The sequence below is a fragment of the Paenibacillus sp. NPDC057934 genome, from assembly GCF_042887565.1.
Taxonomy (GTDB): Bacteria; Bacillota; Bacilli; order Paenibacillales; family Paenibacillaceae; genus Paenibacillus_AQ.
On the sequence record NZ_JBHVPB010000008.1, the window covers coordinates 101,859 to 123,305 of the forward strand.

Here is a 21,447-nt window from a genome sequence, read left to right on the forward strand (position 1 = left end):
CCCCCCTACGACGATTATCCCATGGGGGGATTGTCATTTTATTTTTCAGTCCTTGTTTCCTTGTTGTACGCAGAACCCAGAAGTGTCCTAAAATACTTTCGGTTATATCGCATGCTTGGATGGGACGGGGCGTATTTTAGGGCTAACTCATTATGTGTATTCGCCTGTAGATGCTCCCCTATCCGGTCATAGCACAGACAGAGCTGCAAATGCGGGTACCAGGTTGAATAGGCCCGGTTGGTGAAGCCCATATTCTCCGCCTGTTCTGGCAGATCCAGTGCCTGCTGATACCAGTAAATAGCTTCCTTGTATTGGAGTTTTTCTAGGAAGAAGGCACCGATCCGGCAACAGAATTCCGCACGGGGAACATCATACTGCAAAGTTTTGCAGAGAGCCTGGAACTCTTTTTCTTTGTCGCCCAATTGTACATAGCACCCAGCCAACTTCAGGCAAGCCTGAATATTGTCCTCAATCCAGCCCTCTGCTGTACTCAGGAACTTACCATAGTATTCCACAGCTTCCCGGTGCAAGGCATGATCACGAAGCTCATTGGCGTAATAGTACAAGTCACGAGGAGAGAACTGTTCTCCCTGCTCTGCTCTTTTGCGATAAATGCGCAGATTGCGGTCCGTATGCTCTTTATCCTTTTCATGTGTGATACACACTTCGCTGTGATGAATGTTCCCACCGACCTCCAGATACTCATGCACGGGTCCAATCCATTGAAAATTGCTATCCCGCCTAACTAACCGGTTGCGCCTCAGACTTGAGGTCACGTTCCCGTCACGGTCAAACGCCAAATTATAAGGCATGGTTACGCTGTGAATATGGGGGGACAACGTCTTTTTTAATTCTTTAAAAAGAGTCTGATCCTTCTTGGCAATCGTATCATCGGCGTCCAACCAGAGAATATATTCTTTCGTCGCCTGCTTGAATGCATAGTTTCTTGCAGCAGCAAAGTGGTCAATCCATTCAAAATCATAGATCTTGGCCCCGAAGCTCTTCGCGACTTCCTTGGTCTTATCGTTGGAACCTGTATCCACAATAATAATCTCATCGGCGATCTCCTTAACCGTTGAAAGACAGCGGAAGAGTCCTTTTTCCTCATTACGCACGATCATGCACAGACTAACTGAAATCATGGATATCTCCTTCCTCGAATGATGCATTAGGGATAAAAATAAGCAGGGGCTTGTAACAAGCCCTTGCTTATTAAATGTTGGGGCCGAACCAGTTAAAGATTAGCTGATTGCGACACCGGCACTTGCGTAACCGACAATCGTAGTGGCCACGTCAAGCCCTGCTGTTACCGTTGAGGAGAAGACCAGGATCAAACGGTCTCCCTGATTGACTGGAATCGAAAGGCCAGTAGTTGTTCCACTACTGATTGTACCGAGTGCCAAAACACCTGTGAACGCAGGAGCCAGTGTTACAACAGCTCCTGGCACTGCCGTGAAGCTGTTGTTAGGCGCTGTCGAACGGAACAGTCGGGCAGTAATAGTGAGCGTGCTACCTAACAAACTGAGTGCAGCTGTTGTACTGAAGAAAGCAGCCATTGAGGTAATGGTACCCGCACGCGGAACAGAGAACGCTTCGTTGACCAAGAGCCCTGCACCACCGGTAAGATCAATCGTACCGCCGGCAATCGACAGACCTATGGAGTTCGTACCAAAACCAATTAAGCTCGAGGTATTCAGCAGACCACCCAGTACTGTAGTCAACGTAGTTGGAAGACCCGAAGCATAAGGAATGATAGCACTGGAACCTGCGGTTCCTGTGGCACCAGTACCACCTGTTACTCCAGCTGCTCCAGTTGCACCTGTCGCTCCTGTGTCACCTGTTGCTCCTGTTGCTCCCGTCGCTCCTGTTGCACCAGTTGCTCCAGTTCCACCAGTTGCTCCGGTCACTCCTGCTGCTCCGGTTGCTCCCGTAGCACCAGTCACTCCAGCCGCTCCTGTTGCTCCCGTCGCTCCTGTGTCACCTGTCGCTCCCGTCGCTCCTGTTGCACCTGTTGCTCCAGTTCCACCAGTTGCTCCTGTTGCTCCTGTTGCACCCGTCGCTCCTGTGTCACCTGTTGCTCCTGTTGCTCCTGTTGCTCCAGTTGCTCCGGTCACTCCTGCTGCTCCGGTTGCTCCCGTCGCTCCTGTTCCACCTGTTGCTCCAGTTCCACCAGTTGCTCCAGTTGCTCCGGTCACTCCTGCTGCTCCGGTTGCTCCCGTCGCTCCAGTCACTCCAGCCGCTCCTGTTGCACCCGTCGCTCCTGTGTCACCTGTTGCTCCAGTTGCTCCAGTTGCTCCAGTTCCACCAGTTGCTCCAGTACCACCTGTCGCTCCAGTACCACCTGTCGCTCCAGTACCGCCCGTCGCTCCAGTACCACCCGTCGCTCCTGGGGCCCCTTGTGCTCCCGTTGCACCTGTTGCTCCCGGAGCTCCTTGTGCTCCCGTTGCTCCAGTAGCGCCAGTTGCACCTGGCGCACCCGTAGCACCAGTTTCACCGGTTATACTAAATGGCTCTCTCAATAATTCAGAGGAGACAAGTCGGTGGGCGGTTACCAGTTGCCCTTCAGCATCAATACCCCATACAGAGATTTGAATAGGATCGTCGTCCGGTGGATCAATCGGTGTTTCAAAAAGAAATTCGAAGCCATCAAAATCGGCAAAATATTCTCTGGTGATCACCTGATTGGGCGCTACAGTCAGTAGCTCAAGAACATATTCCGTTCTTACACCATTCAGATAATACCCGAAAATCTCAACCGAAGAGACGGTAGTAGAACTGCGGTTATCGATTTTAACAATAACGTGTTGAGTCGGTCTTACCCCACTCACCGGCGATACCGCATTCTCTATCGGCCCTGTTGACAAAAAAGTCATTTCTCCAACTCCTTTTATAATAGATTTAGAAGCTGCGACACTATCATTATCACTAGCATTTATGAATCAGTGCCTCGATATAGTAATATTCGAGATTGTTACGGTCGGTGTGGACGGACATAACAATGTATTCAGATATAGAGAAAGATTTAATTTCCGAGCCGTTTGCAAGAAAAGGGAAATGACTATTGCATTCTTGGGGAAATTGGGTATACTTAGAAAAATTAATAAGACAATCGATGATCGGGAGAGTAATTATGGTATTCCAGCCCTCAGCGAGCCGGGAAAGTGAAAGCCGGTGGCGGAACTGATAATGAAGCGCACCCGTGAGATGGACTTCTGAACCTAACAGTAGGAAGTCCCGGCAGAAGGCCGTTAACCTGTGAGGTGGCTGGACCGAAGGTCCGGCAACAAGAGTGGTACCGCGAGCGCTAACAGCCCTCGTCTCTTTTTTAGAGACGAGGGCTGTTTTTTTATATCTAAAAGGAGGAGTTTTCATGTTAAGCAGCCTTATCAAAGAAAGCCTGGATCAAAGTGTACATAGTGTATGCACTAAGCTGGGTGTAGTATACTCCAGTGGTCCCATCCCAATCCAACAGCCTACCAGTTTAGAGCATGGCGATTATTCCACCAGCATCGCCATGCAGTTAGCCAAGACTTTGCGCAAGGCGCCTATGGTCATTGCCGAACTTATTGCAGCAGAACTTGAACAGCAGGGTAGCGGCTCAGGTCTGTTCAGCAAAGTGGAGGTTGCCGCTCCCGGTTTTATTAATCTGTCGATTCATTGGTCGGAATGGGCGAAGCGTTCGTTCGACCTGCCGGTGTCAATAGGGGAGAAAGTCGTTGTCGAGCATACTTCCATTAATCCTAATAAGGCCGCACATATCGGCCATCTCCGCAACTCCTGTATCGGGGATACCTTAGTCCGCATACTGAAAAGAACAGGGAAACAGGTCGAAGTCCATAACTATGTGGATGATCTTGGTAACCAACTTGCCGATACAGTGGTGGGATTACAGAACATTCCGCTGGAAGGTGATTATGTCCGTTTCGGGGATTATTGCTGGGATGTTTATTCTCAAGTGAACAAAGCGTATGCGCTTGAGCCTGAGATGATAGCAAAACGATCAGACACCCTGCATGCCTTGGAAGAAGGTCGGGGAAATACAGCCTGGCTCGGTAATCTCGTCGCCGAGCGTATCGTACGGGAGCATGTAGAAGAGATGAAAGGTTTTGGCATTGATTATGATCTGCTCGTCTGGGAAAGCAGCATTGTCAGAGAAGGTTTCTGGGCGGCTGCATTTGACCGGCTGTCACAAACTCCGACTTTCGTTCAAGAAACAGAAGGCAAGCTTGCCGGATGTTGGGTGTTGAAGCAGAACAACGGAGAGACGCCAGCGGGAGGCGCGGAGAGTGACGAATACCACCAGGACAAAGTACTGGTGCGCTCCAATGGAATCTTGACCTATACCGCCAAAGATATTGCCTATCATCTGTGGAAATTCGGATTGCTCGAAAAAGACTTTTCCTACAGTCAATTTTCCGCTGGTTTATGGACGACGGGCATGACTGGCCCTACCCTGCCTTATGGCAAAGCAGATGCTGTCATCAATGTTATTGATAAACGGCAGGAATATCCACAACAGATGGTGAAGCAGGCGCTGCAGGTGCTCGGCTACAACGAGCAGGCCGATAAGCTGCATCATGTAAGCTATGGCGTAGTTTCACTAAGCCCGGCTTCCGCAGCCGAACTGGGCATTGATGTCTCTGGTGGCAAAGGTTCTTATGCCATGTCGGGCCGTCAAGGAATTGGTGTGAAGGTTGCAGACCTGATCACTTTGATGGAGAGTACTATTGAAGAAAGCCGTTCCGATAAAAGCGGATTATCCAGCCGTATCATTGCTCATGCCGCCATCCGGTATTACCTGCTGCGCTTCAACCTTGGCACCGAAATTGTCTTCGACTTCAAGCAGGCTACTGAAATCTCCGGTAATACCGGCGTCTATCTGATGTATACCTTTGCCCGTGCAGGAAGTGTACTTAGCAAAGCTGAAGCGGCTGGGATGCTGCCGGAACCGGGAGTTCCATTCCCGAGCACACCAGAAGCTGCGGAAGCAGCATTACTGAGACATCTGAGCGCTTGGATGGATACTCTCCAAGAGGCTGGACAGGGTCTCGCGCCGAACCTGATCTGTACCTATGCCCACACCTTGGCTACCCTATTCAATAACTTTTACTCGCTCTGCCCCATCCTTAAGGGAGAAGCAGACAGCATGAGATTTCGGGTCTGGCTGACTGGCAAGTTCCAGACCACGCTGGGCGATGCGCTGAACGTATTAGGTCTTCCCGCGCCAAGCAGGATGTAGCAGGTTCAAAGGTTAGAAATTGAACAGGCCATCCATCAATAACCTAAAAAAAGTCTCTGGGGCGTTAGAGTATAACGTGACCACAGAGACTTTTTTTAAACTTACTATTCTAGGCAGAATCTGATAATGAAATATATCCTGAACCGGCAGTTTCGGAACCTGCTCAAGACAAAGATTGCTCAGGACTGCGGAACATATAACCGAGTCCCCATAAGGTTTGAATGAACTCAATTCCTTCCGGGTAATGGAAAGTCAGCTTTTCACGCAATCGCTTGATATGGGTGTCGACTGTGCGCCTATCGTATATATCCTTCGCGGGCGACTTCCATACTTCTCTCAGCAATTCTTCTCTAGAGAACACTTTTTCCGGATTGGTAACTAGAAGATACAGTAGATCGTACTCCTTGCGCGTTAAGTGAATTTCATTTCCTTGAACCCGTATACGGCGGGCACCGGGCTGAATCTGAATTCCCGCAATCAAAATTTCACTGCTTGATGAATCATTAACATGAGAGATGCAGGCTCCGGTCATGCGACCCACAATACTTTGGATACGTAATAGAACCTCTCTTGGACTAAACGGCTTGACGACATAATCATCAGCGCCCGCCCGAAATCCCTCGATCCGGTCTCCTTCTTCGGAGCGTGCAGATAAAATAACAACGGGAACGTCCCCACTATGCTTAACGTATCTGCAGATTTCCAGCCCACTTATATCCGGCAGCTCGTAGTCTAGTACGATCAAATCGAAATTTCCATGCACATAATATTGTCGAATCGCTTGAACACCGCTAGCAGCTTCATCCACAATGAAGCTCTCTTTCTCGAGATAGTGTTTCAGTAATGTCCGTACCCGATTATCTCCGTCTATTAGCAGAATTCTTTTATTCAAAAAATGAGTCAGATCGTTCACCTCCTAATCTCTTCATGGACACAGCGAAACTTTATGCCCGATCTTCTCCAACCAGCTGCCGCTCAATCCCCTTCATCTCATAGAAATAACCTTTTTGCTCCATCAGCTCTGAGTAAGAACCGCTTTCCACAATCTTCCCCTGATCCATCACTACGATTTGATCCATTTGGTCCAGACCGATAAGCCGATGGCAAATCAACAGAAGTGTATCTTCAGCCGCTTGCTCATAAATATGTCTTAAGACACGCTGTTCTGTAACATAATCCAAAGATGAAGTGGGTTCATCCAGTACCCATAGCTTTCCTTTCCGGAGCATTGTTCGTGCCAAAGCCAAACGCTGTTTCTCTCCGTCGGACAAGTTCTCACCATTCTCGTATACCACATCATTTAACGATTTATTTGGAAGCCCGGCCTTACCCAGAGTCTCAGTCAACACTTCATCAGAATAATCTTCGCCTTGGAGCAGCAGGTTCTCTCTAATGGTTCCCCGGAAAAAATGATTATGTTGTAAAACTACATTTGCCGCGGCCCAAATGCTGGTTTCGTTCAGATCTTCGAGCAACATATCATTTATCCGGATTTCCCCTTCAGTTGGTTTACGCAGCCCCAGCAGCAGATCAACAATCGTTGATTTTCCGGAGCCGCTCGGCCCGACAATTGCCGTTTTGGAGCCTGGCGGAAGTTCCAACGAAATGTTCTTTAACGCAGGACGCCATTCCCCTTCATATTGAAACGCAACATCTGATAGCTTAACCGAGACACCTTGTTGAACAGAGAGCAGTCCACCTGAAGGTGAAGATTCCTCATTAGCGGCCTTAACCGTTTCTGTAAGTCTATTGGCAGCATGTTCACTATCCTGCTTGTATGCAGGCAGTGTAGCCATTGCCGCAGCTTCTTCAAATACGGTGAGTGAAGCCATGACCAGCATGGCAAGAAACACGCCAGCTAGTTGGCCGTTCATAATCAGGCTAGCACCAAGCACCAGTACCCCCCAGGAAATTAAAAACGTAACAAAGGTATGCAGGGATTGTCCTAGGAGCAAATGACCCGCTTCTCGCCGCTGTCCGGCCGCTAAATCTGCTGAAATATTTTGAAGCTGTTGTTCCCGCTGCTTTAATTGACCATATACTTTTAATTCACGAAAACCATACAGAACTTCGGTAAACTCTGTTGACAGTGCTGCCCGCTGACCGCGCACATGACCCACTATTTTTCGCTGGCCGATTAGAACTATGGCAGGAACAACAAAGGCTATGATGAGCATCCCAAGCACGAATAACACTGCAATCCAGATGGAGAATACCGATGTAAATAAGACCGTTGCCAAAAAAACCATAACAACAATGACCGGCGGATAGGCGACGCGTAAAAAATAAAATTGTAAGCTCTCCACATCCCCCACGATCTGGGCAAGCAAATCCCCACTGCGCTTTTTATTCAATACACCAGGAGTTAAGGGAATTAACTTGGCAAAAAAGGTTGTCCGCAACCGGCTTAACATGGAGAATGTCGCGCGATGGGAATACAGGCGTTCTCCATAACGACTCCCCGCACGAAGCAAACCAAGCATTTTGACCAGCGAGGTCAATACAATCAAGGTATACAGGGGCGGCATAAATACAGTCTGGGAGATCAGATAGCCGCTTGTGGAAAAAAGAAACACTCCGGCAATGCCGGCCACAAATCCACCCAAAATGGCAATAACAATATCTTTTCGCTCCTGTATCATCGCTTTGGACAGAATAGCCAGATCGTTCATGCCAATCCCCCTTCTCTTTGAACATTGATCATCTCGGCATACGCAGGTAGAGTCTTAAGAAGCTCGTCATGCCGACCCGAATCTACTAATACGCCATTGTCCATAAAAAGAATGTTGTCAGCATGCTGTATCGTATACAGCCGATGCGCCACCGTAATCATTGTCGCCCTTTGGGCCAGTGTATTTAAGGACTTCTGCAGAATACGCTCCGTGTACAGATCCAAACCTACCGTTGGTTCATCAAAAAGAATCAGAGACGGCCGCTTCAGAAAGGCACGGGCCAAAGCCAGACGCTGCTGCTCACCTCCGGACAATCCTCTCCCGCCTTCACCAACCAAGGTATCATAGCCATGCTCCAACTGGGCGGCGAGGTCAGCAAGTCCAGCCTCTGATGCTGCCCGCTCGATTTCTGCTCTGGACACATTCCGGCCAGTACCTATGGCAATATTCTCAGCGAGTGTGCTGGCAAAAATATACGGGTGCTGCGTAATATAGCTCATTCGTTCGAACCACTCGGATTCTGCGAATTGCGAATTCAGATTGCCGTTCACCAGAATCTCACCGGAATCCGGTCTGAGCAAGCCGGCAATGAGATGAAGCAGGGTCGTTTTGCCTGAGCCGCTTTTGCCCACAATCGCCACGTTCTCGCCTTGTCCAATCATTATAGATGGTGTGTAAAGTTCAAACGAATCGGGAAGATAGCGGAATGTAACGTTATCCAGCCTGATGGATGGAGGCATGGCAATGTCATCCGAATGGAATTCATCGTTCCTCGTTTCTTCCTCTTTTTCTTTCATTCCCTGGCTTTCCCCGTTCGTTTCAACCATCATCTGTTCAACCTTCCGGATCGCGCCCATGCTTGTGCGTCCGCTATGAAAGGCTGTTCCGGTATTTTTGAAAAGACTGTAGTATTCAGGAACAAGAAGCAGGATCAAAAAGGCTGTATGAAAATTAATCGATTTAAAAATGAGCAATTGGATCGCCAACTCCAGGGCAACTATACCAATGCTTAGCATCACGATGGTCTCCAGCATAAATGTGTTCGTAAACGCAATTCTTAAAATACTCATCGTCGCATCCCGGTACCCCATACTGCTGCGTTCAATTTCTTGCTGCTGGCGCCGGGTCTGCCCGAATATTTTCAACGTTACGAGTCCGCGGACTGCATTGAGAAACGTGCCTGAGAATTCGGCGAGCTGGGCATATTTCTCCTCAGATTTATTCTTGGTCTTTAGTCCCGCCAGAATCATGAATAAAGGGATAAAGGGCGCTGTGCACAGCATGATAAAGCCGGAATTGGCATGCTGTGTAAATACAACTATTAAAATAAGCACCGGAATCATAGAAACTTCGATCATACGGGGCATATATTGGCTGAAATAGCTGTCAGCCTCATCTACGGCATCCAGGGCAATACTCACCTTCTCCCCTGCTTGTCCACGAATGGCAGAAGGAATGGAGGCGTGAATCATATTCTGCAATAACGCCGCCCGCATATTCTTTTTGGCGCTAGCTGCCATGTTGAGGCCAACCCTTCCGTTTCCGTAGGATAAAAGACTCCGTACAGCCATAACAGCCAGCAGTGCTCCCAGCAGAGCAACCACTGACGAAAGTGCTTCCCCTTGCACAAAGATCCGTTGGACTGCATTCGCCAGCAGTGCAGCTTGGCCCACAATAGCTATCCCAAGCCCTAGAGAGAAAACGGCGAGGATAGCGAGGCGATTCCTTTGCATAGACATTTGCTGAGAGATCAGACTTGTTTTCCCCTTCACGTTCCTTCCCCTCCTTTAATGTTTCCCCTTTACATAATCCGCATCAAAGAGGAAAAGTCTGAACACTAGAATAAGTGAAGGGATGAGTAGACATAGCCCTCCGACAAAAACAATAATTAACGCGAGACCCATAGCCGGCGAAGTGGCACTGTTCTGGATCGTAATGTAAGGATCAATGATATAGGGATACTGCCCGATACCGTATGCAAAGAAAGCGCTGAAAAACTGCAGCATGACACATATAAACGCCAATCCGTAGCGGCGCCCATTGTACAATAGCCACATTGCCGTCATAAAGAATCCAACGGAAATCGCCAGCAGCCACCATAAATCCATCATATTTTGAAAATGACGCGCATTATGTTGGCCAAGATAAATAAAAGCGGTCAGTGCAATAACAATGGTTGGCGTACTCCAAAACAGAGCATAGCTCCGCATCAGCTTTAAGGCCCCCTTATCCTCCGCACGGGACGCATAAAACGTCAGAAATGTACTGCTGATGAACAGGACGGAAACAATCGCCAGTCCAACGATGCTCCAGGATAACGGGCTTGAAAACAATGCCCAGTAATCAAGCGCAACACTACCCTGCTCTTTTACAATAAATCCGCCCTCAGATAAGGTGAGCGCTACCGATAAGGATGCCGGAATAAGCAAGCCGGAAGCCCCGTATAGAAATAAATACACGATGCTGCTTTTGGCCCCATAGTTCTCAAAAGCATAGAACGATCCCCGAATAGCAAGCAGAATCACAGCAATGCTTCCCGGAACAAGCAACGCAGAACCGTAGTAGTAGGCCGTATCAGGGAAAAAACCGACCATACCAATATAGAAAAAGATAAAGAAGACATTCGTAATCTCCCAGACGGGGGATAAATAACGGGAAATCAGACGATTAATCAAGTGGTCTTGCTTGGTCAGGCGAGCGTAGAAAGCAAAGAAACCTGCGCCAAAGTCAATAGAAGCTACTATTAAATAACCATACAAGAACAGCCAGAGCACCGAGATACCAATCAATTCATAATTCATTACGTGTGCTCCCCTTCTTCCGTAGTGAGATTGCGTTTATCCTTCGCCCACTTTTCCATCTCGACTTCTGGCGGATTATTGTTAAACAAGCGTCTTAACACAAGAACACACATGATCCCCAGTACGATGTAAAGAAGCAAGAAGAAGAAAAATAAAATCCGCACATTGGGCGAAGAGGTCGCTGCTTCATCCACACGCATATATCCCCGGATGATCCAAGGCTGCCGTCCCAGCTCAGCATAGAACCAGCCTAATTCGACGCCCATAAAAGCAAGCACCCCACCTAGTGCTATTATTCGAAGCAGCCATTTATTAAGCTCATTGCGCTTCTTCCAGAAGACAAAGAGGAAATAAAGCAGGGAAATCGCCAGTAGTGCAAATCCAATTCCAGCCATCGCATCAAAGAAGTAATGAATGAGCAGCGGAGGCCATTCCTCTTTCGGGATTTGATCAAGCCCTGTGACCGTTGCATTAAAGTCTCCAAAAGCCAGGAAGCTGAGAATTTTCGGGAGATGGAGTGCACCTATGACTTCATGCTCCGCATTAAGAAAGCCGAGTAAAATCAAATCTGCGCCCTTTTCCGTTTTAAAATGCCATTCCCCGGCAGCGAGCTTTTCCGGCTGATGCTCAGCCAAAAATTTAGCCGAAACATCCCCTGCCAACGTATTGAGCAAGCTGAATAGCAACACTACTCCCATCATAAGTTTCAAGGCTTTTTTGTGGTAAGGCGTAACGCCTTTTCTCAGCATGGTTATAGCAGCAACGCCGGCCAAGAGGGCCGCTCCTGTCAAATAAGCGGAGCTTAATACATGAAACACCTTGGAGAAGGTTGCAGCATTCAGCATGGCTTGTAACGGATTAACAGCTGTGAATTGCCCGGCATTCATTACAAAGCCTTGAGGCTGATTCATAAATCCATTGACCGTTGTGATAAACACCGCAGACATCCCTGCTCCCAAGACAATGGGAATCATCAGCAGACAATGAATATACGGATTTTTGAACCGATCCCATGTATACAAATAGATTCCTAGAAAAATAGCTTCAAAAAAGAACGCAAATACTTCTAGAAATAACGGAAGCGCGATGACATTGCCCGCCATTTTCATAAAATTAGGCCATACCAAAGCTAGCTGTAATGAAATGGCGGTGCCTGTCACAACACCGACTGCTACGGAAATAACAAATCCCCGTGACCATCTCTTGGCCATCAGTGTATAGTGAGGATCTTGTTTGCGGACACCGATCAACTCGGCAATGGCAATCATCAGCGGTATGCCGACGCCAAGTGTTGCAAAAATAGCATGAAACCCCAGGGTCATCCCTGTAACCAGCTTACTCCAAAATACCGTATCTACTCCCATAGGCTAATGCCTCCCCTACTAACTCTATAATATTAAATACCAGAATTACTCTACTCAGCGTCTCCGTTCTGTTTCATTCATAAACCTTTTTTAGACCTCGTAATGAGCTAATAGAGATTTTTTTCACAAGATAGACAAAAAGCTTTCCCTGCACCCCTGCGTCTCTGCTTTTTATATTATGAATCCCGATATTCAAAATTATTATATCTTCAATTTGAAGCAATTCCATTGAGGTCACGACTTCGTCTTTAAACGTTCAAGAAAGGATCAACTCTTTCTGACAACTACGTGAACATCATTAAAATAACCCGAACGAGCTATTGATGGATCCTACAGAGAACCCTCAATTTCTGATTAATCCAATGTCTCCCCCGCTTCAACGGCAAGAACATGATTCGTAAGGCATATTTGTAGGACATCTCTCAATTAGAATCTTGATACAATCGGAACGGCAAGATCGCTTCGAAGATGTATTCCCAACAAACTTTGTTCTAACTTAATTTTCTAATTTATACCAATGAACAAAAAAGAGGCAATTCCGGCTGGCCAGCCAGGAATCGCCTCTTTTTTAGTTATATACAATCGAACAAAAGGAATTAACAAAGAGCGAAGATGTGCGAACTGAAGTTTGGAACTGCAGGTGTAAAGCTCTCGCCTGAATACTTTTCATAGGAGAGCTCGCATCGGTTCATAGACTGTCTGTCGACAGATTTCAACCACTAGAAGCGGTATAGTCCGCTTCACCTGTTGTCTTTACAGTGAGAAAAGAGCTTCCTCCCCAACTAACAGCATTTTTGTACCTTATTTTTCTTCAATATAGGTAAATCAGGGAAATAAGATCATAAATGTATCTTAATTTTCGAAAAAATACACTGGATGGTCTATTTTGGATAATTTAAGATACAATATTGCACTTAATCTCCAATATCCCCTAGATACAGAGGATTTAAGGTACGAAAATGCCGTTAATTACACTTCAATCCTTTCTTATATAAGCTCTCTTATTTCCTGGCTATGCTTATTCCTCTGATGCATTCTATATAGCATGCTTTTTACAGGTAAATCTCTACGACGTTACCCTCAGCTTTGCTGAACTGGTCATAGTCTTTGCGTTCGATGCGAACACCACCGCTACGGTAACGGTTGAGGTTGTCTTTGGTAACAACATCGTTGCCGTTCACTGTAACCCGCGAGATATCTCCACCTGTCAGATGGTAGATGAAGTCCACTTTGGCTCCAGCATATTCAAAAGCAAACTTCATGCCGTCAAGCGATTCCGGCAGGACCGGATCGAGGATCAGATCTCCGCCCTCTTGGCGAATGCCAAGTGCATTAGAGATCAGCTGGTTCATATAGATCCCAGGACCGCTGGAATAGATTCTCCAGCCACCTTTTACCGGAACCTCACCGGTGCGCAGCTTGTCAAAGCCTTCTTGCGCTTCGTAACGAGTATTGAATTTACCGTCCGAACTACTGAAGTAAGAGTTCGCTTGGCGCAATTCAGCATTCGGCACTACATCACGGATACCAATCGGGTTGATGGCAGCCAGTCCACTCCAGACCTGATCATTCTTGCCCAGCTTGGCCATCGCTTCCACGTAACGGATATGTGCATGCACATACTGAAGTCCGATTTCGCGGCCGAAGTTCGAAGCCTGCTCTGCACGTTTGAAATGCTTGCTGACTCCGCCGACATATTGAGCCGGACGGTTCATCAAGCGCACACCATCAGGACAGAACAATTTCTCCTGAATCACCGCATAATGCGCTTCAGCCTGTTCAGGCGTCAGCAGTTCACTGATCATGCTGCGTGTCATTGGCAGAAGACGATATTGAATCCCTGTCTCGGTGTCACTAGGATGTACCATCAGCTTCACTTGTTCCGGGTCTTCCATGTAGAGGAAGCCAGGGATAACTTCGGATTGCAACATGTGTTTGTTGAAGTCTTCACGAATGCCTTCGGCCAGCTTGCCCAGCTCCTGTGCAGTGCCTGAATCAACAGCCTCTAACACCTTGGAGAAGCGGTTCAGCGTCTGATAGGTCAGAGCAACCGTCCAGCTGCTCACCATGTATTGCTTGAGCTGCGGGTTCGCAGGCTGCAACGTATCATCCCAGTCCCCGTCGCCGTAGGAGGATAGATGAGTATCATGCAGGAAGTGGCTTTGGATATAGCCGATCTCCTTACGTGCATGATCCAGCAGGGTTTCAGTCTCCTCCGTGAAGTCGAAGCTATGTTTACGAGTGTATGGGAGCTGCTCCTGCAGAATTCCATAATCACGAGTCACCGCCAGGTAATCACCTAGAACTTTGAGCGGCCATACGATAATATCGCCATGACTTTCTTCCTGTTGGATCTTCGTATATTTATCAAACATGAACCATTGTGGCCAGTTGCCATCGTCCTCATATTGGTGAGCGAAGATGGTCAGGATGATCTCACGAACTTGCTCATACTTGTGCGTAGCCATGAAATATTCAACCGGTCCTTGGCAGACGTCACGTGTACCCCATGCCGCGCCGCCATACTGCTCCAGACCATGCGGAACAGAATAGTGGACCAGCATATTATGCGTGTACCACCAAGCCAGAGCGTTTACTTTGAACAGTTCGCCTTCTTCTCCATTTTTATTGCTCAGATGGAATCCGTTCATAACACCGGTATAGAATTCACGATAAGAAGCAATCTCAGCTTCTACTGTTGTATGGCGTTCAGGGAGTGCTTGGCCGTCTAACAAACCTTGAATACTCAGGGTCCATTCCTTACTCGGCGACAGTTCCAAAATAGCTAGTGGTGCCTTCTCTGGGTTAACTCCGATAACCAGCTTAGACTCATCCGTTAGCGAGAACTCAGCACCTTGCAATTGGAAACGATACTGCAGCTCAGGATATACATCAGAGCTTAGTGATTCGCTGTCTGCCTGGAAGATGATACTGCCGTTCTCCTGCTTCACTTTGTAAGCCAGCTCATATTCGTTGACATTCATCGTAATCTGGTTCGTTACCAAATAACGATAGGCTGTGCCGCTCTCTGCCCGAACATTCAGCAACAGCTCAGGTTCTTTCGCTGTCGTGTAGTTCGTAATAATGAAGACCTCATTCTCAGTCTTGTAATGCCAACGGGCATTGTTGAAGCCAATTTCGAACAGGGATGGCATCGTCAACAGTCTGTACTGTCCATCGATTTGTACATAAATCCGCTGACCTGATGTTTTAGCAATATTCAGCGCATTTCTGGGATTGGTCATCAATTTGTTGAAATTCGTGTTGCCGATAACGACCTGAGCATTGAAAATCCCGTACATATAAGAAGTAGTAGTAATAACTTTATCGTTAAGACGGGCATTGTCTCCACTCATCAGAATATGACCATGTGGACGCTCTACGAGCAGTTCTTTTTCCTTCAAGACTACATGCTCATAAGTATCTGTGAAGAAGGACAGTAACGTATCCCCCTCCCACTCTTCTTGATGGCGCACCGGATACAAAGCATTGATTTCTTCCGTAGTCAACGACAGAGCAGCCAGCGGCGCCCCTAGCTCAGACGTTAGGGCAGGACGTTCATCCACTGCTCCACCTTGGACTACGGCATCTTCTACCGAGTTCCATGCGGCAGTGATCTCGTCTGCAAATTCCAGTCCAGTCACTGCATCCTGGTGATTCTCCTTGAATAAACCGTAGAAGACAAAGCGGGCATTACCATCCAGCTTCACACGTGCAGATTGCAGCGCTGTATAGGCAAACTCATATTGATACACTTCGTTCGCCAGTTTCTCACGGCTTAAGGATTCTGGTTCGTTCGTCTCCTTGTAGGACAGGCCGAAGAATTGGAATCCGTCTGTAGAGAATCCGGCTGCTCCGGTCAGGGAACCTTGCTGTAGATACGGGAACTTCCCGCCCTGCGGCTGGTTTTGTCTGGAGCACACAACGTAACCCTTGTTGCTATCTTCAAATACCGCATGGTCAATATATTGCGACAAATAAGCTTCATTGCTGCGGACCGCGCCGATATCGGCAATACCGACATCTTGGCCGTACACCAGATCCACCTCAACATCGCTGCCTGTCAGTTTTACATCCCAGAACCAGATACTATCCGAACCCAAGGTGAAGACCACTTGATATGCCACATGTCCGGCTTTGCCGTCCCAAACTACACGGTTACCATCTTGGCGAACCGTGCTGGAAGAACGGATGCCTAGCAAAGGAAATGCTTGAATACCTCCATCAAGGTGCAAACGCAGGTAAAGGTTGGACAGCGCACCATCCAAAAGACTCGACAAAAGCTGGTTGATCATCGTCCGTCCGTATGAAGCTTTAAATACATCCCCGCTATTCAGAAAAGTAAACGACAATTCTCCAGTACTCAGGGAGATGTTCGTGTTGTTAGTTGTCATTCCTGATCACTCCTATCCTTTACGACAGCACATGCCGTATATTTTCTACTGCAGCCTTCTCTAAGCGGAAGCTGTGACTCTTCACATCCCGGCTGTTTGGTCCGACGAACAATTGGAATTGTCCCGGATCACTAACAAAGCTGAGATCACTGTGATGATAGCGAAGCTGTTCTTCTGTAAGTGTGAAGTGAATCTCTCTGCTCTCTCCAGGCAGGAGACTGACTTTGGCAAAGTCCTTCAGTTCCTTAACGGGTCTGACAACTTCGCCCGAAATATCGCGAATGTAGAGCTGCACGATGTCTTGACCAGCAACAGTTCCAGTATTGGTGACAGTCACCGACACCTGAAGCGGCTGATCTTGGGACATAATTCCCGAGGATACTACTGGTTCACTATAAGTAAAGGTTGTGTAACTGAGACCGTAGCCAAACGGCAGCAGCGGTTCATTCGAAATATCGAGATATTGCGAGACATAACGTCCATCAGCATCCGGTGAATCTACAGGACGACCTGTGTTGAAATGGTTATAGTATACCGGGATTTGCCCGACCGATACCGGGAAGGACATACTGAGCCGTCCCGAAGGATTCTCGTCGCCGTAGAGCAGGCTTGTAATTGCCGCTCCCCCTTCACTGCCCGGGAACCAGGCTTCCAGGATGGCGTCAGCTGTCTCATATACACCGCCAAGATCCAACGGACGGCCGTTGAACAATACGACAGCGATTGGCTTGCCCATTGCCTTCATGCGAAGCAGCAATTCTCTTTGCGCTTCCGGCAAACGAATATCGGCACGACTTCCGGCTTCACCGCTCATTTCGGAGCTTTCCCCGAGTGCCAGCACGATAACATCTGCAGCCAGCGCAGCAGCTTCCGCTTCCTGCCATTGCTCTTCAGTCATAGTCTCTATGCCCGAGCCTTCAGCAACGGTAATGTGATCCGCGCCAACCCGTGCGGTCATAGCCGTCTCCAGCTTGACAGCATCCTCCATAGAGCCCGTCCAGGACCATGGACCAAGAATGTCACCGCTGCGTGCGAATGGACCAATCAGGGCCACCTTCTGCTCTTCCAAGAGAGGCAACACGCCGTCATTCTTCAAGAGCACACTGGATTTAACGGCCAACTCACGTGCTGCTGTACGGTGCTCCTGACTGAACACAACCTCACGCTCTGCCTCCGGATCAGCAGCACGGTACGGATTCTCGAACAATCCCAGCTTCTGCTTCAGCTTCAGAATGCGCAGCACAGATTCATCGATCAGCTTCTCATCCACCAGGCCGTCCCGTACAAGGGCTGGCAATTGGTGTACATAACAAGCCGTCATCATTTCAATGTCCACACCGGCGCGCATAGCCTTCAGAGCTGCCTCAGCTTCATCCTCGGCAACGCCATGCGGAATCAGTTCCTTCACTGCACCCCAATCGGAGATCAGGACCCCATCAAAGCCCCATTCTTCGCGCAGCAATTCACGCATCAGCTTCACATTCCCGCTGGCCGGAATTCCATCAATGGTATTGAACGAGGTCATCACCATCTCACAACCTTCATCCAGGGCCGCACGATAGGCCGGCAAATAATATTCACGCATATGGCGTTCAGATAAATCTACCGTATTGTAATCACGTCCGGCTTCAGAGAGTCCATAAGCGGCAAAATGCTTGATGCAGGCCGCCACACGGTCCTTATCGCCTGCCAGATCGCTGCCCTGAAAGCCGCGAACAAACGCGCGGGCGAACAGACTATTGAGATGCGGGTCCTCTCCCGTGGACTCCATCACTCTTCCCCAGCGCGGATCACGCACCAGGTCAGCCATCGGTGCATACGTCACATGTACGCCTGAGACCGCAGCTTCCTTGGCGGCAACAGCTGCGCTGCGCTCGGCCTCTTCCATATCCCAGGAGCACCCAATCGCCAGTGGTACTGGGAAAATCGTCTTGAAGCCGTGAACGATGTCTGCCATCATCAACAGCGGAATACCCAGTCTGTTCTTGCGCAGATGAGCTTTCTGCACGGCAATTACCTGCTCCGCCCCTGCCAGACCAAGCACAGAACCACTGCTCTCAATCATTTGATCTGTCATGCCCATGGCTTCCATCGGGCCAGTAATCTGCCCTCCGCTCTCCGCCCCTTCATAGAAGTTAGCGGCTAGCTGTTGTAATTGAGCAATCTTCTCCTCAAGTGTCATCTGATTTAACAAGATGACCAGTTGCCGATCGTCCATTTCAAGTCCCCCGTTGTATGATTTCTATATATAATGTCTAATAAAATAACCCGGATGCAGACATTCGCACCCGGGTTCTGTAGAGGTTCGGCCCGGGCGAGCCCGGGAAGACGGGGATCACACTTTCCCGTCCGCACGATTCTTTGAAAATACTAACCACGCTTGGTTTCTCCGCGCATGGGACAGGAATTACTTTTTCAAGTTGTTCAATTCATCAAGAACAGGTTGTACAAGTGACTTTTTGCTGTTAACCCAATCGTTCCAGTTCTTTTCAAGATCGCCTGGTTGCAGAATCAGGTTCGTATACTCGGTAGCATAGTCGAAGGACGCCTGGTTCTTGGCTTTGGAATCATACAGTTGGAAATCCCAATCGTAATCAGCAAGTGATTTGTCTTTCACTCCAAGTTCGGCTTTTTCCTTGAACAATTGCACTGAACGCTCACGGTATTGTTTCTTGATGCCAGGATTAATGATGCTGAAGTCATCTGCCAGGACATACAGTCCTTCAAAACGGTTTGGATATTTCTTATCCAGCGTTGTTCCTTCAGGAAGAAGGCTCTCTAACTCTTGGTTGTCACCATACTTCCAGTCTTTTCCTTCAAAGCCCATGTTGACAATCAAGTTGCCTTCTTTGGCTGTTGTGTATTCCATGAAGTCCATGATGCGCTCGAATTTCTCTTTGCTGATGTTTGGCGAGAAGATTACAGCAGACCAGAAGTTAGCTTGCTCCAGGTTGCGGTATTTGCCATCATCGCCAAGTACGATAGCGGTATGCACCATATCATCGCTGTTCAGGCCGAGATTATCCTTCAATCTTTGGTCCATGTCTTTTCTGTAAGAAGCCAGACCTCCAAGGCTGGTAACCCCGGATACGCCGTTAACATTGAACTTTTGGTTAGCTTCACCGTTCTTCCAAGTGTAGAACTCTGGGTGCAGCAAACCTTCTTTATAAGCTTGTTGCAGATCCTTTAAGCCTGTCAGAGTTTCCTGGTTAGCAGGTCCCCATTGGTATTTGCCATCCGCATCTTTGTAGAAAGCAGATTCCACACGGGAATGTGCGCTGTTAGCCATAATAATGTTGGTCAGTGCATCGTTGACATCATAAGAGATCGGAACCAGATTCGCGCCAACCTTGCCCGGATCTTTTTCTTTAAGCAGTCTCGCAAATTCCATCAGTTCACTTGTAGTGTAAGCATCCTTTAATGGGAAACCAACGGCTTTAGCCCAGTCTGCACGAAGAGCGATAACGCCGATTTGGTTCACAAGTGGATCAGCAGGCTTGTTCTCGTTGTATACCGGTCTTGGCAGAACATAAGTACCACCAACCAATTCTTCCAGCTTGTCACCAAGTCCAGTCAGCTTGTAAGCTGCTGCTACGCTTGGCCAACGCTCTTTCCAGTTATCCGGAAGTTTGTACAACAGACCTTGATCAATGTAATTCAGGGCATCGCCATGAACATAGTTCCAGCTCGCTACGTCTGGCAGATCGCCGGAGTTGATCCACAGGCGCAGCTTCTCTGCCCAGGAATCCCACTCTACGTAGTTGTAATCCCATTTGATGTTGAACTTATCGGTAAAATATTTATGAAATTCATTATCGAAATCAGAGTTTGCCGTTTTGGTCGTGCTGGCAATGGAGATATTCAGGTTATCTTTGTAACCATCTGTAGGATTTCCGTAATCGGAGTTGCCTGCTTCAGCCCCATTATTGCTTGAGTTGGAGCATGCTGCCAGCAAGACCATGGAAGTACCTAGTACAGCTGCCAGAACCGTTTTGACTGACTTTCTTTTGAATGCGTTCATGATAGACCCTCCTGTTTTGTGTGACTCTCTGTCTCTTGATGATACCCATGTATAAACTAGGTCTTGATAGCCCCTGTTAATACCCCTTTAGCAAAATGCTTCTGTAGCAGCGGGAAGAAACACATGATCGGAACCATGGTTATGAATACCGCCGCCATTTTCATTCCCATGGAGAAGGATTGCTTGCCGGCAGCACCCAAGCTGCTGGCATTGGCTGCATTGACCTGGGCCTCCGTAATGATAGATCGAAGCACATTCTGCAGCGGCATCTGATCCGCTTTTCGCAGGAAGATCATTGCTTCGTACCATCCATTCCAGAAAGCTACACCATAGAACAGCGTAATTGTAGCTACGATCGGTGCCGACAATGGAAGTACTACTCTAAAGAGAATCTTCCACTCCCCAGCCCCATCGATCCGCGCCGATTCCATCAGGGATTCAGGCAGGCCGCTGAAATAGTTGGACATCAGAATCAGGTTGAAGGCACTGAAGCTTCCGGCCAAAATAACGGACCATAGTGTGCCTGTCAAGTGCAAGTCCTTCATGATGAGATAGAGCGGTACAATCCCGCCGTTGAAAATCATCGTGAACAGGACGAGCATGAAGATCAGTTTTTTACCTGGAAACTTGCTTCTGCTCAGGCCGTAGCCCATGCTTGTCGTCAAGAACAAGCTTAACGGCAGACCCAGTACAAGAATCTTCATCGTATTCAGATAGCCCGTCCCGATGAGACCTTCCGCGAAGAGCGCTCTATACGACTCCAGCGTCGGATGTTTCGGGAATAGCATCAATGGATTGTCGGCATATTCCTTTTGCGTGGAAAAGGAAATCATGATTACATTCCAAAAAGGAATGAGGATGGCTAAAGCACCTACAGTCAGAATTGCGAAAATGACATAATCCATTGTCGTCATCTTCTGGCTGCCTACCTTAACCTTGGATTTCTTACTCATTTG

The 21,447-nt window shown here is 48.1% G+C and carries 12 protein-coding genes and 1 other annotated feature; of the genes, 1 reads left to right on the forward strand and 11 read right to left on the reverse strand.

All coding sequences use genetic code 11. From position 1 onward, the window contains the following. Positions 1-38: 38 nt before the first annotated feature. Positions 39-1,142 (reverse strand): tetratricopeptide repeat-containing glycosyltransferase family 2 protein, encoded by a 1,104-nt coding sequence (locus tag ACFVRY_RS19160; protein WP_387501885.1) that lies wholly within the window; start codon positions 1,140-1,142, stop codon positions 39-41. A gap of 99 nt (positions 1,143-1,241) precedes the next feature. Then, positions 1,242-2,873: an exosporium glycoprotein BclB-related protein gene (locus ACFVRY_RS19165; protein WP_387501887.1), complete on the reverse strand. Its 1,632-nt coding sequence runs from the start codon at positions 2,871-2,873 to the stop codon at positions 1,242-1,244. 230 nt (positions 2,874-3,103) lie between these two features. Continuing rightward, positions 3,104-3,325, forward strand: a binding site (T-box leader). Positions 3,326-3,370: 45 nt separating this feature from the next. Here ACFVRY_RS19165 and ACFVRY_RS19170 point away from each other — a divergent pair. Continuing rightward, positions 3,371-5,239, forward strand: a complete 1,869-nt coding sequence (locus ACFVRY_RS19170; protein ID WP_387501888.1) for an arginine--tRNA ligase — start codon at positions 3,371-3,373, stop codon at positions 5,237-5,239. 163 nt (positions 5,240-5,402) lie between these two features. On the opposite strand, the gene ACFVRY_RS19175 is transcribed toward ACFVRY_RS19170, so the two are convergent. The 9 genes from ACFVRY_RS19175 to ACFVRY_RS19215 form a co-directional block, all read right to left on the reverse strand. Further along, a complete protein-coding gene (locus ACFVRY_RS19175; RefSeq protein WP_387501889.1) occupies positions 5,403-6,131 on the reverse strand; it encodes a response regulator transcription factor in 729 nt (242 codons plus the stop codon). A gap of 52 nt (positions 6,132-6,183) precedes the next feature. Next, positions 6,184-7,911, reverse strand: coding sequence for a thiol reductant ABC exporter subunit CydC (gene cydC / locus ACFVRY_RS19180; protein WP_387501890.1), 1,728 nt, complete (start codon positions 7,909-7,911; stop codon positions 6,184-6,186). Then, complete coding sequence (gene cydD, locus ACFVRY_RS19185) at positions 7,908-9,683, reverse strand: thiol reductant ABC exporter subunit CydD (RefSeq protein ID WP_387501891.1); 1,776 nt, start codon at positions 9,681-9,683, stop codon at positions 7,908-7,910. The genes cydC and cydD overlap by 4 nt, the downstream gene beginning before the upstream one ends. Positions 9,684-9,698: 15 nt before the next feature. After that, a complete protein-coding gene (locus ACFVRY_RS19190) occupies positions 9,699-10,712 on the reverse strand; it encodes a cytochrome d ubiquinol oxidase subunit II (RefSeq protein WP_387501892.1) in 1,014 nt (337 codons plus the stop codon). After that, positions 10,712-12,076, reverse strand: a complete 1,365-nt coding sequence (locus ACFVRY_RS19195; protein WP_387501893.1) for a cytochrome ubiquinol oxidase subunit I — start codon at positions 12,074-12,076, stop codon at positions 10,712-10,714. Before ACFVRY_RS19195 ends, ACFVRY_RS19190 begins: the two co-directional genes overlap by 1 nt. A 1,052-nt stretch (positions 12,077-13,128) precedes the next feature. Beyond that, complete coding sequence (locus ACFVRY_RS19200) at positions 13,129-16,470, reverse strand: GH36-type glycosyl hydrolase domain-containing protein (protein WP_387501894.1); 3,342 nt, start codon at positions 16,468-16,470, stop codon at positions 13,129-13,131. A gap of 19 nt (positions 16,471-16,489) precedes the next feature. Continuing rightward, a complete protein-coding gene (locus ACFVRY_RS19205; protein ID WP_387501895.1) occupies positions 16,490-18,688 on the reverse strand; it encodes a glycoside hydrolase family 3 N-terminal domain-containing protein in 2,199 nt (732 codons plus the stop codon). Between the two features lie 189 nt (positions 18,689-18,877). Further along, the gene (locus ACFVRY_RS19210) at positions 18,878-20,491 is read right to left on the reverse strand and encodes an extracellular solute-binding protein (RefSeq protein ID WP_387501896.1); all 1,614 of its coding nucleotides are present in this window, start codon (positions 20,489-20,491) and stop codon (positions 18,878-18,880) included. Between the two features lie 56 nt (positions 20,492-20,547). Then, entirely contained in the window at positions 20,548-21,444 is an 897-nt protein-coding gene (locus ACFVRY_RS19215; protein WP_387501897.1) for a carbohydrate ABC transporter permease, read from the reverse strand. Positions 21,445-21,447 lie beyond the last annotated feature (3 nt).

Excerpts from the sequence above, each read along its gene's own strand:
- ACFVRY_RS19195 (WP_387501893.1), bottom strand. The coding sequence starts at position 12,076 with ATGGGAGTAGATACGGTATTTTGGAGTAAGCTGGTTACAGGGATGACC.
- ACFVRY_RS19200 (WP_387501894.1), bottom strand. The coding sequence starts at position 16,470 with ATGACAACTAACAACACGAACATCTCCCTGAGTACTGGAGAATTGTCG.
- ACFVRY_RS19205 (WP_387501895.1), bottom strand. The coding sequence starts at position 18,688 with ATGGACGATCGGCAACTGGTCATCTTGTTAAATCAGATGACACTTGAG.
- ACFVRY_RS19190 (WP_387501892.1), bottom strand. The coding sequence starts at position 10,712 with ATGAATTATGAATTGATTGGTATCTCGGTGCTCTGGCTGTTCTTGTAT.
- ACFVRY_RS19215 (WP_387501897.1), bottom strand. The coding sequence starts at position 21,444 with ATGAGTAAGAAATCCAAGGTTAAGGTAGGCAGCCAGAAGATGACGACA.
- ACFVRY_RS19170 (WP_387501888.1), top strand. The coding sequence starts at position 3,371 with ATGTTAAGCAGCCTTATCAAAGAAAGCCTGGATCAAAGTGTACATAGT.
- cydC (WP_387501890.1), bottom strand. The coding sequence starts at position 7,911 with ATGAACGATCTGGCTATTCTGTCCAAAGCGATGATACAGGAGCGAAAA.
- ACFVRY_RS19160 (WP_387501885.1), bottom strand. The coding sequence starts at position 1,142 with ATGATTTCAGTTAGTCTGTGCATGATCGTGCGTAATGAGGAAAAAGGA.
- ACFVRY_RS19210 (WP_387501896.1), bottom strand. The coding sequence starts at position 20,491 with ATGAACGCATTCAAAAGAAAGTCAGTCAAAACGGTTCTGGCAGCTGTA.
- ACFVRY_RS19165 (WP_387501887.1), bottom strand. The coding sequence starts at position 2,873 with ATGACTTTTTTGTCAACAGGGCCGATAGAGAATGCGGTATCGCCGGTG.